This window comes from Haloarcula nitratireducens (genome assembly GCF_019599505.1).
On the sequence record NZ_RKLT01000006.1, the window covers coordinates 30,264 to 44,204 of the forward strand.

Below are 13,941 nucleotides of genomic sequence, written 5' to 3' on the forward strand. Positions count from 1 at the left end.
TCTGCGCTCGCTCCGCTCGCGCAGAACGTCGTCGGCGGCTTCGACCAACGTATCGGCTTCCCCGTCAGTCGCGCGTCTCGCGGGTCGCTTCGCTCCCCGCTCGACTATCCGAGGCGCGGAGCGCCTCCCTAGGCGAACAGCTGCCGCGCGTCGTCGACGGCCTCGACCAACTTGTCGACTTCCTCGCGCGTGTTGTAGACGTAGAAGGAGGCGCGCGCGGAGGCGGCGACGCCCAGTTTATCGTGGAGCGGTTGAGTGCAGTGGTCGCCGGCCCGGATCGCGACGGCGGAGTCGTTCAGGATCGAGGAGAGGTCGTGGGCGTGGACCGATCCGACGTTGAACGAGACGAGGCCGCCGCGCTCCTCGCCCGCGGGCGGGCCGTAGATTTCCACGTCGCCCTCGTCTTCCAGCCGCTCGATGGCGTAGTTGGCGAGTTGCTCCTCGTGGTGCTGGATGCGCTCCATGCCGATGTCGTCGAGGTAATCGCAGGCCTCTGCGAGGGCGATGCCCTGACAGATGGGGGGCGTGCCGGCCTCGAACTTCCACGGGAGGTCGTTCCACTTCGAGTCCTCGTAGGTGACCTTCTTTATCATCGACCCGCCGTAGAGGTACGGCTCCATCTCCTCTAAGAGGTGCTTCTTCCCGTAGAGGACGCCGATACCGGTCGGTCCGGCCATCTTGTGCCCGGAGAAGGCGAAGAAGTCGGCGTCGATGGCCTCGACGTCGACCGGGCGGTTGGGCACCGACTGCGCGCCGTCGACGAAGACGTAGGCGTCGTGGTCGTGAGCGATGTCGGCCAGTTGCGAGACGGGGTTCACCGTCCCGAGCGTGTTCGAGACGTGGACGACGCTGACCATCGCGGTGTCGTCGCCGATGAGCTCGCGCGCGTGGTCCATGTCGAGCGTGCCGTCCTCCTGGACGCGGATGTACCGACAGGTCGCGCCCGTCTTCTTCGCGATCTGCTGCCAGGTCACCAGCGAGGCGTGGTGTTCCATCTCCGTCAGGACGATCTCGTCCTCGGGACCGAGTTCGTTCAGGCCCCACGCGTAGGCGACGAGGTTCTCGCTCTCGGTGGTGTTCTTCGTGAAGACGATCTCCTCGCGCTCGCCCGACGCGCCGATGAACTCGGCGACCCGGTCGTGGGCGTCCTCGTAGGCGATGCTGGCCTCCTGGCTCAGTTGGTGGAGCCCGCGGTGGACGTTGGCGTTCGTCTGGCGGTAGTAGTCGGCGATGGTATCGACGACCCGGTCGGGCGTCTGCGTCGTCGCCGCGTTGTCGAGGTAGACGACCTGTTCGCCGTCGAACTCCCGCTGGAGAATGGGATACTCCTCCCGGATGCGCTCGACGTCGAGCGGTTCGATGTCGGTTTGGCTCATTGAGTAGACAGAGGGACTCGACGGGCAACATTCCTTCGGTTCGCCTAAATCCGCCGAGTTGAACCGTTTAGTAACCATCTAACGTCCGGTTAGCGTATACAAAACAATGGTGGTCCCCCGTATGATTCAGGGTATGATGGGGGACCAGGAGACAGACGAGAATGGACCGGTTACCCGCGTTAAGCGCGACCAACCGCGGCGAAGGGAGCGGTATGATCGCCGAGACGGCGTCCATCACCGACCCGACGCGCGACGGCGCGAACTGCCCGGTACTATCCCCGTCGGTGCGTACCGAAGCTATCGCCACAACGGCCGATGGGAGTCCGAAGACGTCCCCCTCTCACCCGAGGACGGGCGCGATCTCCTCGTCACCGACGAGTGGTTGACCTACGAAATCGACGCTCGCGAGGCGGGTCCGCACGAGGTCACGCTTCGAGTCGCGGCGGCGGACGGGTTCGGCGGCGGCACGGTCGGTTTCGTCGTGGACGACGACCCCCGAACGCGCATCGCCTTCGACGCGACGGGCGGCTGGGAGCAGTGGGGGACCGTGACGACGCAACTCCACCTGCCCCGCGGCGTCCACACGCTCCGCGTCGTGGTCCTCGAAGGCGGCTGGAAACTCGACGGCCTGCATATCGAGTAGCGGCGAAGGATAGCGCGGATAGAGCCGATTCGACAGATTAGAGCCAGAGCAGCTGCGCGTGCCGGGTTCCGTCGACGTCGAGGACGTTCTCCTCGTCGATAAAACCGTGTTCGACGGCCACCTCGACGCTGTCCTCGCCGACGATGTTGGCGACGCTACACCGAGTGAGGCTGTCGACGACTTCGTCTTCGGAGACGGTCTCCCCGCCGTAGAAGCCCTCCTCGACGGTGATGGAGACGGGGCCGTCCTCGAACGTCTCGCCCATGATGTCCGGGTCACAGACCGAGACGAGCAGGCCCTCGTCGGTGTCGCGCTCGTTGAGTATCATTCCAGCAGCTGCTGTTCGGCGTTCTCGCGCATCTCCTCGACTTCGTCGGCCAGTTCCTCGGCGCGGTCGTGCTCGCCCATCTCTTCGAGCGCGCGGGCCTTCTCCTCGAGGACGTCGGCGTTGCGAAAGCCCAGGCGGATGGCGTTGTCGAACGCCTCGACGGCGTCCTCGGCCAGACCGCGCTCTAGGAGGAAGAAGCCACGGTTGTACCACGCCTGCTCGAACCGCGGGTCGATCTCGACGGCCCGCTCGGCGTGTTCGAGCGCCTGCTCGGAGCGGCCGGACTCCCAGAGCGCGTACGCGAGGTTCGTCTCGGCGGTGGCCGCGTGGTCGGATTCCTCGTCCGCATCCAACGCTTCCCGATACGCGCCGATGGCGGCGTCCCACTCCTCCAGTTCGGCGTGGGCGGCTCCCTTGTTCGTCCAGGCCTCCTGTTCGAGCCGCTCGTCGTCGGTGTACTGAGCGACGCGCTGGAACGTCTCCGCGGCCTGTTCGTGGCGGTTGATATGCATGTACTCCAGGCCGACGTCGAGCAGTTGCTCGGCGTCGACGTCGTCGGCCGGCACCTGCCGCCGGTCGAGCATGTCGGTGACGACGCGGGAGTCGACGGGGTCTACCTTATCGGGGTCGACTTCGAACTCTGGCGGTTCGAGGTCGAAGCCGTCGTAGGGGTCGTCGAACCCCTGTCCCTCGGAGAACTCGTGGTCGTCGGGCTCGCGGTCTGTCATTGCTCTCGGTTTGGCGGTGCGGCGGGTTAAGGGCTACGTCAGCGAGACGCTACGATTCGAGCCATGACCCGCCGAACTATCGACCGTGCGCGACCCGCTGGCTCTGGACGCCCTCCTCGTCGTCTTCGGCGGCAGCGTGGCGATACTGACCGGTGCGGTGATACACGCCGACGGCGGTTCGCTGGCCGTCCCCGTGGCCCTGGCTGGCGTCGCGGTCACGCTTACCGCGGCGCTACTCGCCCGCCGGTTCGCCTCGCGCATAGACGTTCCCGACTACTGGCGAACCGAACCGGCCGAGACGCTGCGGAAACGCGCTCTGCTCGCTCTCTCGATGATAGCGCTGGTGTTCGTACGGCTCTTCGTGTTACCCCTGTTACCACTCGACTGGATTTTCGGTACCGCGGCGACGGTAGCCGCTGTCGGACTCGTTCACGCGCTGACTCGAACGCTGTCCGGGTCGACGGCGACCGCGTGCGGACCCGCCCGTGACGTCGAACCGACTCGATGACCCGCCGGGGGGTTTCTTGCGCCCGACGCCGTAGCTTCGACCATGAGCAAGCGACTGTTCGTCAGCGTCGACCTGGACGGGTTCGACGACGCGATTCGAGCGGTGCAGGAGCGATTCGAGGGCGCGTCGGGGCTCCGATTCACCGACCCCGGACAGACCCACGTCACGCTGAAGTTCCTCGGCGACACCGATCCGGACCGCATCGGGGATCTCGTGACCGAACTCGAGGCCGCCGTCGACGACAGCGGCGTCGAACCGTTCGAAGCGCGCTTCGGCGGCCTCGGCGTCTTCCCGTCGCTCGATTACATCAGCGTCGTCTGGGTCGGCGTCCGCGAGGGCCGCGGCGACGCGGAACTGACGGCGCTCCACGAGGCCATCGAGGCGCGGACCGTCGAGATGGGGTTCGACCCGGAGGACCACGACTTCACCCCGCACGCGACGATCGCCCGGATGGACCACGCGGGCGGGAAAGAACGAGTTCAGCGCGTCGTCGAAGAGAACGACCCTGACGTCGGTCGGCTACGGGTCGAGGAGATACGCCTCACCGAGAGCGTCCTGCGTGACGACGGTCCCGCGTACCAAACTATCGAATCCGTGCCACTATAGCCGACGTGTCGACGGCTCTAGGTCGGCCAAAAACAATCAAACTAGTGATAATTGTTATAGCGACGAATCGCTTAGCTCCGTCATGGTCGCCGTCGAGAACGTGGCCTTCGTCTTCGTCGCGGGATTTCTCACCGCGCTGGCGACCGGACTGGGCGCGGTCCCGTTCTTCCTGGTCGAGGAGTTTTCGGACCGGTGGAACGTCGTCCTGTGGGGACTCGCGTCGGGCATCATGGTCGCGGCGTCGCTGTTCGGCCTCGTCCGGGAGGGACTGGCTTACGGGTCCCCGATACTTCTGTTACCGGGGCTGCTCGCGGGCGTCGCGCTCGTCGAAGTCGCCGACCGGATACTCGACGGCGTCGAACACGGCCCGAAGCAGTTCGAGCGGGCCGACTTCAAGAAGCTCCTGCTCGTCCTCGGCATCCTGACCGTCCACAGCTTCCCGGAGGGCGTCGCCGTCGGCGTCTCCTTCGCCGAACTCGGGCTGGAAGGTGCGTCGCCGGCGAACTCGGTCCTCATCGCCGGCACCGCCGTACCGGTGCTCGCGGTGTTCATGACTATCGCCATCTCCATCCACAACGTCCCCGAGGGCACCGCTATCGCCATCCCGCTGCGGTCGCTCGGGGTCAGCGAGTGGCGGATGGTCTGGTGGGCGGTGTTCTCCTCGCTCCCGCAACCGCTGGGTGCGGTCGTCGCCTACTACTTCGTGACGCTCGCGAAGGAATTCCTCCCGTTCGGCTTCGGGTTCGCGGCCGGCGCGATGGTGTACCTCGTCGCCACCGAGTTCGTCCCCGAGGCGCTCGACTACGGCGAGGGTCTCGCAGGCGACGGCAGGCGGGAACTGGTCGCCGGCGGTGCGGTCGGCGTGCTGGCGATGGCTCCCCTCGCGTTCGTCTAGAACGGCGACCGACTGCGGATCACCTTCAGGTCGACGAACGCCGTCAGCGGGTCGTCGTACTTCCCGACGCGGGTCTCCATCCGGTAGTTCGAGTGATCGACGGCGAAGTAGTACGGCCCCGCCATCTCGACGGGTTCGCGGTTCCCCCCGTCGGCCGTCGACGCTTCGTAGAGGTCCGATCCCTCTTTCGGTAGCGCCGTCTGGCTGAAGGCGGGGTGTCCCGACGGCGTCTTCTCTGGTTCACGACCCTTGATGTAGGAGTCGTACTGCGAGAAATCGACGTCGTCGGCGAAGAAGTAGACGTCGAAGGGAGTCTCCGACCGGACGATGTACTCGATAGCGCCGCCGGAATCCGAGAGGTCCGGAATGTCCTCCTCTATCCACGCGTTCCGTGGGTCGACGGTGACGTCCCGTTGAATACTGACGATGACTTCTCCGCCGCCACCCAGACAACCGCTACCGAGGGCTGTCACCCCTGTTCCCAACGTCCGAAGGACCACCCGGCGCTTCATCGACTGATGGTCTACCGATATTCCTACTTAGTTCTACGTCCCCGCTTACAAACCCTGATAACGCCGGACGGCGGCCGGTCCTCGCCGCCGACGGACGCGGGCAGAAAAGGAAGGAATTTAAGTCACGGGGCGGAACACACGGGACACCATGAGTAAGAAGTCGAAGGCCAAGAAGAAGCGGCTGGCCAAGCTCGACAACCAGAACAGTCGCGTCCCGGCTTGGGTCATGCTCAAGACCGACCGCGAAGTGCAGCGCAACCCCAAGCGCCGCCACTGGCGGCGTAACGACACCGACGAATAATGAGTTCCAGTGATTTCGAGGAGCGCGTCGTCACGATTCCGCTCCGCGACGCCCGCGCGGAACCGAACCATCAGGCCGCCGACAAGGCGATGACGCTCATCCGCGAGCACCTCGCCAAGCACTTCTCGGTCGACGAGGACGCCGTCCGCATCGACACCTCCATCAACGAGGCCACGTGGGCCAAGGGACGGTCGAACCCGCCGAGCAAGCTTCGCGTGCGCGCCGCCCGCTTCGAGGAAGAGGGCGAGGCAGTCGTCGAAGCCGAGACCGCAGAGTAAACTTGCTCCGCGCCGCGTTCTCCGGGTCGTCGTACGTCGGCGTCTTCGCCCGTGCGACCGACGACTGCGTGCTGGTTCGCCCCGACGTAGACGAATCGCTGCGCGAGGAATTAGGTGAAGAGCTGGAGGTCCCGGTCGTCCCGACGACCATCGGCCAGTCGGGGACCGTCGGCGCGCTGGCGACCGGTAACGGGAACGGCCTCCTCGTCTCCGCTCGCGTCCGAGACCGGGAGGTCGACCGGATTCAGGACGTCGTCGACGTGCCGGTGACGAAACTGCCGGGCCGCATCAACGCCGCCGGGAACGTCGTCTGCTGTAACGACACGGGCGCGTACGTCCACCCGGACCTCTCGGAGGATGCCGTCGAGACGGTCAGCGACGGACTCGACGTCCCCGTAGAGCGCGGCGTCATCGCCGGGGTCAACACGGTCGGCACCGCCGCCGTCGCCACCAACGAGGGCGTGCTCTGTCACCCGAAGGCGACCGACGGCGAACTCGACGCCTTAGAGGAGCTGTTGGGCGTCCCGGCCGACATCGGCACGGTCAACTACGGCGGCCCGCTCGTCGGATCGGGACTGGTCGCCAACGATTACGGCTACGTCTGTGGCTCGGACACCTCCGGGCCGGAACTGGGCCGCATCGACGCGGCGCTCGGCTACATCGACTGACCGCCGTCTTTCTCCGAAACCGATCTTCGGCGACCGGTACCGTTCTCAGGACGGATGTTGATGAGAGAGCTTCTCCGCCACGACGCCGGGGACCCGCGTTCCACAGTCCGCACAGGTCCACGTCGGCGTCGTGCCGGTTCGCTCGCGCGTCAAGTCCTGCCGGAACCGGAGCGTCGCACCGCAGAGACACTGATGCGTCGTCCCGCTCATGGTTCGCCCTTGGTCCCGGCCGGCAGTAAGTCCTCGGGCGGTTCGAGAGTTCGGCGGTCGTCTCCCGCTCGGTGGTTCGCAAGTCGTGATAATAGTTAACACCTCTTAGGAGAAACAGACGTATATGGCTCAGCGATCTGACGACGCCGAGCGGTCGAAACTGTTCGTGTGTCGAAAGTGCGGATACAGTACAGACGTGCTCCGGTCGTCCTGTCCGGAGTGCGGGGGCGATATGATCTCCGACCGCGGCGAGGAGTGATCGGCGCGGTACCGGCTCAGAGGAAGGTCACGAGCGCGATCGTGTTCAGGGCGACGACGAACGAGGAGACGAGCGCGAACCCGACGAGCGCCGCCGTCGAGCGGTGCTCGTCGAGGGCGGCCCAGACGAGGGCGACGACGAGGAGCGCCCCGATTTTCAGGGCCGCGAGACCGACGACGCCGTAGCTCTCGACGAGCGCCCGTGCAACGGCGTTGCCCTCCCGGAGACCGAGTTCGAGTCCCACTGTCGTCGTCACGACGTCGAACAGCGACGTGAGGAGGATGACCGTCCACAGCACCGCGTGTGACACCGATAGCTCGCCGCCGATGGGAATCCAGTGGGCTAGCTCGCCGTCGGTCAGTGAGTAGTCCGGTATCACCGTTGGTCGCCCGTACACGCGCCGCTACCCTTACTAACCGCCGACTAACGGACGGATACGACCGCTATACTGTCGGATAACCGAACGGAACCGCGGGAGAAGGGAGCCGTTTCGAGTCGGAACCCCGTTCAGGCGAACGCGACCGGCTGACTGCCGGACTCTTCCTCTTGATCGAGCTTCTCCCGGGCGGCGCGGAAGTCCGCCTGCTCGACGGTCGTTCGCTCGTCGCGGATGGCGAACATGCCGGCTTCGGTCGCCAGTGAGGCCAGTTCCGCGCCGGAGAGTCCGTCTGCCTCGCGGGCGAGCGCTCGCAGGTCCACCTCCGAGTCCAGGTTCATCCGTTCGGTGTGGATCTCGAGGATGCGCTCGCGGCCCTCGACGTCGGGGTTGGGGACTTCGATGAGGCGGTCGAAGCGGCCCGGGCGCAGGATGGCGCGGTCGAGCATGTCGAAGCGGTTGGTGGCGGCGATGATGCGGATCTCGCCGCGGTCGTCGAAGCCGTCCATCTCCGAGAGCAACTGCATCATCGTCCGCTGAACCTCGGCGTCGCCGCTGGTCTTCGACTCCGTTCGTTTCGCGGCGATGGCGTCGATCTCGTCGATGAAGATGATGGCCGGCTGGCGTTCGCTGGCCAGTTCGAAGAGGTCGCGGACGAGCCGTGCGCCCTCGCCGATGAACTTCCGAACGAGTTCGGAGCCGGCCATCTTGATGAAGGTGGCGTCGGTCTCGTTGGCGACGGCCTTCGCCAGCATCGTCTTCCCCGTGCCGGGCGGGCCGTGAAGCAGGACGCCGCTCGGCGGGTCGATACCGACCTCGTGGAACTGCTCGGCGTTGATCAGCGGTTCCTCGACGGCCTCGCGGACTTCTCGGATCTGCTCTTCGAGGCCCCCGATGTCCTCGTAGGAAACTTCCGGCGACGCCTCGACTTGCATTGCCTGCGCGCGCGCGTCGGTCTCGGGGTCGAGGATCTCCTTGACGCCGAACGAGTCGTTGATCGCGACGCGGTCGCCGGCCTCCAGGCTCTCGCGCATCGACGGAGAGACCTCCGTCAGGACTTCCTGGTTGTTGCCGTGCTGCTTGACGACGACGCCGTCGTCGGTCAGTTCCTCGACGGTGGCGATGTACAGCGACGAGGTCTTCAGCATCTCGTTTTCGCGTTCGAGCTGGTCCACCTCGTCGGTGAGCGAGGTCTGCCGACCGCGGGCGTCGTCGAGTTGGTCGGTTAGCTGTTCGTTGACGCGGACGATCTCTTCGAAGTGGTCCCGGAGTGCCTCGAGACGCTCCTCGGGCGTCATGTCTGGATCGAGGTCGAGCCGTGGCCTGTCCGGAAGCGAGGGGCTACGCGACATTTGGGTGGCCGGTACTACACGGTTGAGACACAAAGTGCCTTTGGGTCAGGTACGCGATATGCGGGGGCGCGAACGCTCCAGGCCCCGGTCGTCGAGCGGCAAACAGTCGAAACGACGAATCGTCGCGCTCGGCGGCAGAACCGGTGAGTTACAGGAGGCCGGCGAACTCGTCTAGGTACTCGCCGTACGTCGAGAGCGCCGAGTCGACCGGCTCGGGACTGGCCATGTCCACGCCGGCGTTCCGGAGGAGCTCCAGCGGGTACTCCCGGGAGCCGCTGCGCAGGAAGTCGACGTAGCGCTCCGCGGCGTCGTCGTCCCCTCCGAGGATGTTCTCGACCAGCGCGACGGCCGCGGATATCCCAGTGGCGTACTGATAGACGTAGAACGCGCGGTAGAAGTGCGGGATGCGCATCCACTCGCGAGCGATCCGGTCGTCGAGCGCCGCCGGTTCGTAGTAGTCGCCCTTGAGGTCCGCGTAGAGGTCGTCCAGTCGGTCGGGCGTGAGCGGCTCGCCCGCCTCGCTCATCTCGTGGGTCCGGTGTTCGAACTCCGCGAACATGGTCTGACGATACAGCGTCGAGCGGAACCGCTCTAAGTACTCGTTGAGGACGTGCCGACGCAGTCGCTCGTCCTCGACCGTCTCGAGCAGGTGGTGAGTCAACAGCGTCTCGTTGACGGTGCTGGCGACCTCGGCGACGAAGATCTCGTAGCCCGAGTAGACGTACGGCTGCTCCTCGCTGGTGAACTCCGAATGCATCGAGTGGCCGAGCTCGTGGGCCAGCGTGTACATCGACTCGACGTCGTCCTGGTAGTTCATCAGGATGAACGGCTGGGAGTCGTAGGTACCGCCGGAGTACGCCCCCGACTGCTTGTGCTCGGTCTCGTAGACGTCGACCCAGCGCGACTCCAGCCCGTCGGCGAGGCGGGACTGGTACTCCTCGCCCAGCGGCGCGACGGCCTCTGTGACGTACTCACAGGCCTGTTCGTACTCTATCTCGGGAGATTCTTCCTGCACGAGGGGGACGTAGAGGTCCCACATCTGCAGTTCGTCCGCGTCGATGGCCTCCCGTTTCAACTCCGCGTGGCGGTGGAGGTGGTCGAGGTTGTCGTGGACGGTGTCGACCAGCGTATCGTAGACTTCGACGGGGACGTTCGGGCCGTTCAGCGCGGCCCCGCGGGCGCTGTCGTAGTTACGCGCCTGTGCCATCTTCACGTCGGTCTTGACCGAGTTCTTGTAGGCCGTGCCGACGGCGTTCCTGACGCCTTCCCACTCGTCGTAGAAGGTCTCGTAGACGCGCTGGCGGAAGTCGCGGTCGGGATGTTTCTGCAGCGTCGTGAAGTTGTTGAGCGTGACCGCTCGGGCCTCGCCGTCGGGGTCTTCGACCGTCGGGAACTCCATGTCGGCGTTGGCGAGTATGTTGTACACTTCGCCGGGTGCGCCGGTCACCTCGCCCAGTTCGGCCAGCAGGTTCTCGACCTCGGCCGAACGGGTGTGCGGTTTCATCCGGAGCACGTCGTCGAAGTAGTGACTGTAGGCGTCGAGGTCGGGTTCCTCGTCCATCATCGACTCGACGTCGCCCCGGTTCAGTTCCTGTAGCTCGGGTTCGATGAAGGAAGCCGCGCTGCTGGCCTCGGAAGAGAGCGACTGACTGCGGGCGGTCAGCGCCTGATAGGTGTCGTCGGTCGTGTCCTCGTCGCGGCGCATCCGCGCGTAAGCGGTGACGTTGGCGACGACGCGCATCAGATCCTCGTACGTCTCCAGCACCGACAGGAGCGTTTCGGCGTCCTCGGCTACCCGCCCCTCGTAGGCCGCGAGGTCCTCGATGCGTTCCTCGGCCTCCTCGTACGCGGCTTCCCAGTCGTCGTCCGTCGCGTAGAGGGACTCTAAGTCCCACTTGTACGCCTCGTCGATGTCGCCGCGCGCGGGTACCGAACTCATGCCCCGGTCTAGGCAGGGGGGCCGAGTAAGCCTTTTCGGCTACGACGGACCGAACCCCCTCCGACTACGAGAGGCCATCGCGGACGGTCCCGGCAACCCTCGCCGCCGTTCGCCGCTCGGCCCGCAGTTCGCCGAAGACGGCTCGGGCGCTCGCGCGGGCGTCGGCGTCCGTCTCGAACGTGACGCCGGGGTAGGTCACCTCGGTCAACACCAGCGGGTACGCCGGCGCGGGGGCGACGCCCCCGGGCCCCTCGACGGGTTCGGGACCGAGGACTCGCTCGACCTTCGGAAACGACGACTCGCCGCGGGCGACCTCGGCGATCAGCCCGACGACGCGCCGCACGAGCTGGCGGCAGAAGCCGCCGGCTCGCAGTTCGAGGACGAAGAAGTCGCCGTCGCGGGTCAGCGACCCGTCGAGGGTTCGGACCGTCCCCGTCTCGTCCGGCGTGAGGTTGTGGAAGTCGTGTTCGCCCCGGAGCCCGTCGAGGGCCGCCCGCGCCATCACCTCGGCGGCGTCGGGCGCGTAGAGGTGGTACGTGTAGGTGCGTTCGCTCGCGTCGTGGGTAGCGTGGAAACCGTCGCCGACGTCGCTACTGGCCCACGCGCGAACGTTCGCCGGGAGCTCGCTGTTGAACGCTTCCGGCGAGAGCCATTTCGGGGCGTCGAACGCGACGGTCTGGGCGAGCGCCGAGACGCCGGCGTCGGTGCGGCCGGCCGCCGCGTAGCCCCCGGGCGGCCCCTCGGCCCGGTCGTGGACGCCGAGCCGCGACAGCGCGTCGAACAGCGTGTCCTCGACCGTCGCCACGTCGGGCTGGCGCTGGAACCCGTTGTACGGGCGACCGTCGTAGGCGATTCGGTAGGCGCGCATACCCGATGCTCGATGGCGGTGCACTTGTACTGTCCGATTACCGACATGCGAGACGGGGCGGCAACTACGCCGAGCGCGGTCGGTTTACGCAGACCCCGGTAGGCGGACCGTCAGCCGCCAGTCCGTGCGCGTTCGATCCGTTTCGTCCGACCGAACCGTCCGCGCCGGCGCTCGAACGTTCCGTCGACGACCGTCTCGCCGCCGCGAGCTCCCCGACGGACTCTCAGCTACTGAGAATCGGAGGGATGAGTTTAGAAGTGTCCCGTCCCTAGTTCCGAGTGATGGCTACGTCCGCCGACGAGGTTCGCCAGTTTCCCCGCCCACCGGTCACGTTCACCGACCAGCGCTCCCGAACGGTCGATATCGAGGCCTACGACGGCGACCCGTCACCGCTGGTGGCGATGTACGCGCAGTTCGACCACGAGTCCCGCGCGCAGGGAGTCCCGCCGCGGGGAGAGCGACAGATACGCGAGTGGGTCGAGACGCTGTTAGCCGAAGGGCTGAACGTCGTCGTCTGGCACGACGAGACGGCCGTCGGGCACGCCGTCCTCATTCCCGAAGGCGAGTCCTCGGAACTGGCGATCTTCGTTCACCCCGAGTACCAGTCGGCCGGCATCGGGACGCGGCTCATCGAGGTACTGCTGGGCCACGGGCAGGCGAACGGCCTCGACCACGTCTGGCTGGCCGTCGAGCGGACGAACCACGTCGCGATGAAACTGTACGACGGGGTCGGGTTCGAGACGCGCCTGCGCGACCGGGCCGAACACGAGATGGAACGGCCGCTCTAGGCGAAGTCCTCGAACGTCGGCCGGTCGTCCTCGCCGGGGAACGAATCGACGGGGACGCTGACCTGTTCGCCCCCGTCCATCTCTTTTATCGTCACCTCGTCGTTCTCCAGGTCCTGTTCGCCGACGATGACGACCGTCTCGGCGTTCACGTCGTCGGCGTAGCCCATCTGCGCGCCGAAGGAGCGGTCGGCCACGTCGCTCTCGACGACGTTGCCCCGCTCGCGCAGGTCCCGAGCGATGCGGGCCGCCGTCGGGCGGGTGTCTCCCACCTGCAGGACGTAGTAGTCCGTCGCCAGTTCCTCGGCGGGCCAGACGCCGGCCCGCTCACAGAGCAGTTGGAGCGTCGCGTGCCCGGGCGCGAACCCGACCGCGGGCGTCGGCTGGCCGCCGAACCCCTCGATGAGGTCGTCGTAGCGGCCGCCGCCGAACACCGCGCGGGACACCTCGCCGGTGGAGTCGAAGCACTCGAAGACGACGCCGGTGTAGTAATCGAGGCCGCGCGCGGTCGAGAGCGAGAGCGTGACGTGCTCGCGGACGCCGAAGTCCGCGGTGGCGTCGAGCACTTCCCGCAGGTTCTCCGTGGCGTCGGCGACGGCCTCGGAACGCTCCGCGAGCGCGTCGAGCTCGTCCTCGCCGACCTGTAGCAGGTCGTCGAACTCCTCGGCCTGGTCGTAACTGAGACCCGTTTCGTACAGCGCGTCGAGGTACTCCTCGCGGTCGATCTTCGCGCGCTTGTCGACGGTGCGGATGGCCTCGCGGGTGTCCACGTCCGCGTCGAACGATTCGAGCAGGCCCGAGAGGATATCGCGGTGGGAGACCCGGATCTCGAAGTCCTCGCTCGTCAGGCCGAGGTCGGTGAGCATGTCGACGGCGACGGCCAGGATCTCGGCGTCGGCCGTCGGCTCCGCCGAGCCGAAGATGTCGACGTTGGTCTGGTAGAACTCCCGGAAGCGGCCCTGCTGGACCTGTTCGTAGCGCCAGAACGGGCGCGTCGAGACCCACTTGATGGGCTTCGAGAGCGCCTGCTGCTTGGCGACGACCATCCGCGCGACCGACGGGGTCAGCTCCGGCGTCAGCGCCACCTCGCGGCCGCCCTTGTCCTCGAAGCTGTACAGTTCCTCGACGATCTCCTCGCCGCTCTTGTCGACGTACATCTCGGTCGCTTCGAGCGCGGGAGTGCCTATCTCGCGGAAGCCGTACCGGCGGGCGACGTCCTCGACGGTGTCCATCGCCCACCGGCGCGCCTGCATCTCCTCGGGGTAGAAGTCGCGAAAGCCCTTGACGCGGTCGTACATGTCCGCGCATA

At 66.5% G+C, this 13,941-nt stretch carries 19 protein-coding genes; 9 read left to right on the top strand and 10 right to left on the bottom strand.

What is annotated here, in order from left to right:
* Nucleotides 1-128: 128 nt before the first annotated feature.
* Nucleotides 129-1,376 (bottom strand): aminotransferase class V-fold PLP-dependent enzyme, encoded by a 1,248-nt coding sequence (locus EGH23_RS15485; RefSeq protein ID WP_220580897.1) that lies wholly within the window; start codon nt 1,374-1,376, stop codon nt 129-131.
* Between the two features lie 106 nt (nt 1,377-1,482).
* Between EGH23_RS15485 and EGH23_RS15490 the strand changes: the two genes are divergently transcribed.
* A complete protein-coding gene (locus EGH23_RS15490) occupies nt 1,483-2,019 on the top strand; it encodes a carbohydrate-binding protein (RefSeq protein WP_220580898.1) in 537 nt (178 codons plus the stop codon).
* A 37-nt stretch (nt 2,020-2,056) separates the two neighbouring features.
* Here EGH23_RS15490 and EGH23_RS15495 read toward each other — a convergent pair whose 3' ends face one another.
* The gene (locus tag EGH23_RS15495; RefSeq protein ID WP_162318172.1) at nt 2,057-2,347 is read right to left on the bottom strand and encodes a DUF424 domain-containing protein; all 291 of its coding nucleotides are present in this window, start codon (nt 2,345-2,347) and stop codon (nt 2,057-2,059) included.
* A complete protein-coding gene (locus EGH23_RS15500) occupies nt 2,344-3,075 on the bottom strand; it encodes a tetratricopeptide repeat protein (RefSeq protein ID WP_220580899.1) in 732 nt (243 codons plus the stop codon). The genes EGH23_RS15495 and EGH23_RS15500 overlap by 4 nt, the downstream gene beginning before the upstream one ends.
* Before the next feature lie 85 nt (nt 3,076-3,160).
* Between EGH23_RS15500 and EGH23_RS15505 the strand changes: the two genes are divergently transcribed.
* The 3 genes from EGH23_RS15505 (at nt 3,161) to EGH23_RS15515 (ending at nt 5,084) form a co-directional block, all read left to right on the top strand.
* Entirely contained in the window at nt 3,161-3,583 is a 423-nt protein-coding gene (locus EGH23_RS15505) for a hypothetical protein (protein ID WP_220580900.1), read from the top strand.
* A 42-nt stretch (nt 3,584-3,625) separates the two neighbouring features.
* The gene (thpR, locus tag EGH23_RS15510) at nt 3,626-4,189 is read left to right on the top strand and encodes an RNA 2',3'-cyclic phosphodiesterase (RefSeq protein WP_220580901.1); all 564 of its coding nucleotides are present in this window, start codon (nt 3,626-3,628) and stop codon (nt 4,187-4,189) included.
* Between the two features lie 82 nt (nt 4,190-4,271).
* Entirely contained in the window at nt 4,272-5,084 is an 813-nt protein-coding gene (locus tag EGH23_RS15515) for a ZIP family metal transporter (RefSeq protein ID WP_220580902.1), read from the top strand.
* Here the strand turns inward: EGH23_RS15515 and EGH23_RS15520 are convergent.
* Complete coding sequence (locus EGH23_RS15520) at nt 5,081-5,596, bottom strand: hypothetical protein (RefSeq protein ID WP_236044869.1); 516 nt, start codon at nt 5,594-5,596, stop codon at nt 5,081-5,083. The genes EGH23_RS15515 and EGH23_RS15520 overlap by 4 nt on opposite strands.
* Before the next feature lie 148 nt (nt 5,597-5,744).
* Between EGH23_RS15520 and EGH23_RS15525 the strand changes: the two genes are divergently transcribed.
* The 3 genes from EGH23_RS15525 to EGH23_RS15535 are packed head-to-tail and all read left to right on the top strand — an operon-like array spanning nt 5,745 to nt 6,843.
* Nucleotides 5,745-5,897: a 50S ribosomal protein L39e gene (locus tag EGH23_RS15525; RefSeq protein ID WP_135303897.1), complete on the top strand. Its 153-nt coding sequence runs from the start codon at nt 5,745-5,747 to the stop codon at nt 5,895-5,897.
* The gene (locus tag EGH23_RS15530) at nt 5,897-6,175 is read left to right on the top strand and encodes a 50S ribosomal protein L31e (protein ID WP_220580903.1); all 279 of its coding nucleotides are present in this window, start codon (nt 5,897-5,899) and stop codon (nt 6,173-6,175) included. The genes EGH23_RS15525 and EGH23_RS15530 overlap by 1 nt, the downstream gene beginning before the upstream one ends.
* A gap of 2 nt (nt 6,176-6,177) precedes the next feature.
* On the top strand, nt 6,178-6,843 hold the full coding sequence (locus tag EGH23_RS15535; protein WP_220580904.1) for a translation initiation factor IF-6: 666 nt from the start codon (nt 6,178-6,180) through the stop codon (nt 6,841-6,843).
* 45 nt (nt 6,844-6,888) lie between these two features.
* On the opposite strand, the gene EGH23_RS15540 is transcribed toward EGH23_RS15535, so the two are convergent.
* Nucleotides 6,889-7,053: a hypothetical protein gene (locus EGH23_RS15540; RefSeq protein ID WP_220580905.1), complete on the bottom strand. Its 165-nt coding sequence runs from the start codon at nt 7,051-7,053 to the stop codon at nt 6,889-6,891.
* A 124-nt stretch (nt 7,054-7,177) separates the two neighbouring features.
* Between EGH23_RS15540 and EGH23_RS26890 the strand changes: the two genes are divergently transcribed.
* Entirely contained in the window at nt 7,178-7,312 is a 135-nt protein-coding gene (locus tag EGH23_RS26890) for a hypothetical protein (RefSeq protein ID WP_268899456.1), read from the top strand.
* 16 nt (nt 7,313-7,328) lie between these two features.
* Here EGH23_RS26890 and EGH23_RS15545 read toward each other — a convergent pair whose 3' ends face one another.
* The 4 genes from EGH23_RS15545 to truA all read right to left on the bottom strand — a co-directional run bounded on the left by EGH23_RS15545 (nt 7,329) and on the right by truA (nt 11,847).
* Nucleotides 7,329-7,691 (bottom strand): DUF5658 family protein, encoded by a 363-nt coding sequence (locus EGH23_RS15545; RefSeq protein WP_220580906.1) that lies wholly within the window; start codon nt 7,689-7,691, stop codon nt 7,329-7,331.
* A 128-nt stretch (nt 7,692-7,819) separates the two neighbouring features.
* On the bottom strand, nt 7,820-9,040 hold the full coding sequence (gene pan2, locus EGH23_RS15550) for a proteasome-activating nucleotidase Pan2 (protein WP_220580907.1): 1,221 nt from the start codon (nt 9,038-9,040) through the stop codon (nt 7,820-7,822).
* A gap of 148 nt (nt 9,041-9,188) precedes the next feature.
* Nucleotides 9,189-10,979 (bottom strand): oligoendopeptidase F, encoded by a 1,791-nt coding sequence (gene pepF, locus EGH23_RS15555; RefSeq protein ID WP_220580908.1) that lies wholly within the window; start codon nt 10,977-10,979, stop codon nt 9,189-9,191.
* A 64-nt stretch (nt 10,980-11,043) separates the two neighbouring features.
* Nucleotides 11,044-11,847, bottom strand: coding sequence for a tRNA pseudouridine(38-40) synthase TruA (gene truA, locus EGH23_RS15560; protein WP_220580909.1), 804 nt, complete (start codon nt 11,845-11,847; stop codon nt 11,044-11,046).
* Nucleotides 11,848-12,128: 281 nt separating this feature from the next.
* Here truA and EGH23_RS15565 point away from each other — a divergent pair, with 281 nt between their 5' ends.
* A complete protein-coding gene (locus tag EGH23_RS15565; protein WP_220580910.1) occupies nt 12,129-12,635 on the top strand; it encodes a GNAT family N-acetyltransferase in 507 nt (168 codons plus the stop codon).
* Here the strand turns inward: EGH23_RS15565 and hisS are convergent.
* On the bottom strand, nt 12,632-13,930 hold the full coding sequence (gene hisS, locus EGH23_RS15570; RefSeq protein ID WP_220580911.1) for a histidine--tRNA ligase: 1,299 nt from the start codon (nt 13,928-13,930) through the stop codon (nt 12,632-12,634). The two genes, EGH23_RS15565 and hisS, sit on opposite strands and share 4 nt — an antisense overlap.
* Nucleotides 13,931-13,941: the final 11 nt, after the last annotated feature.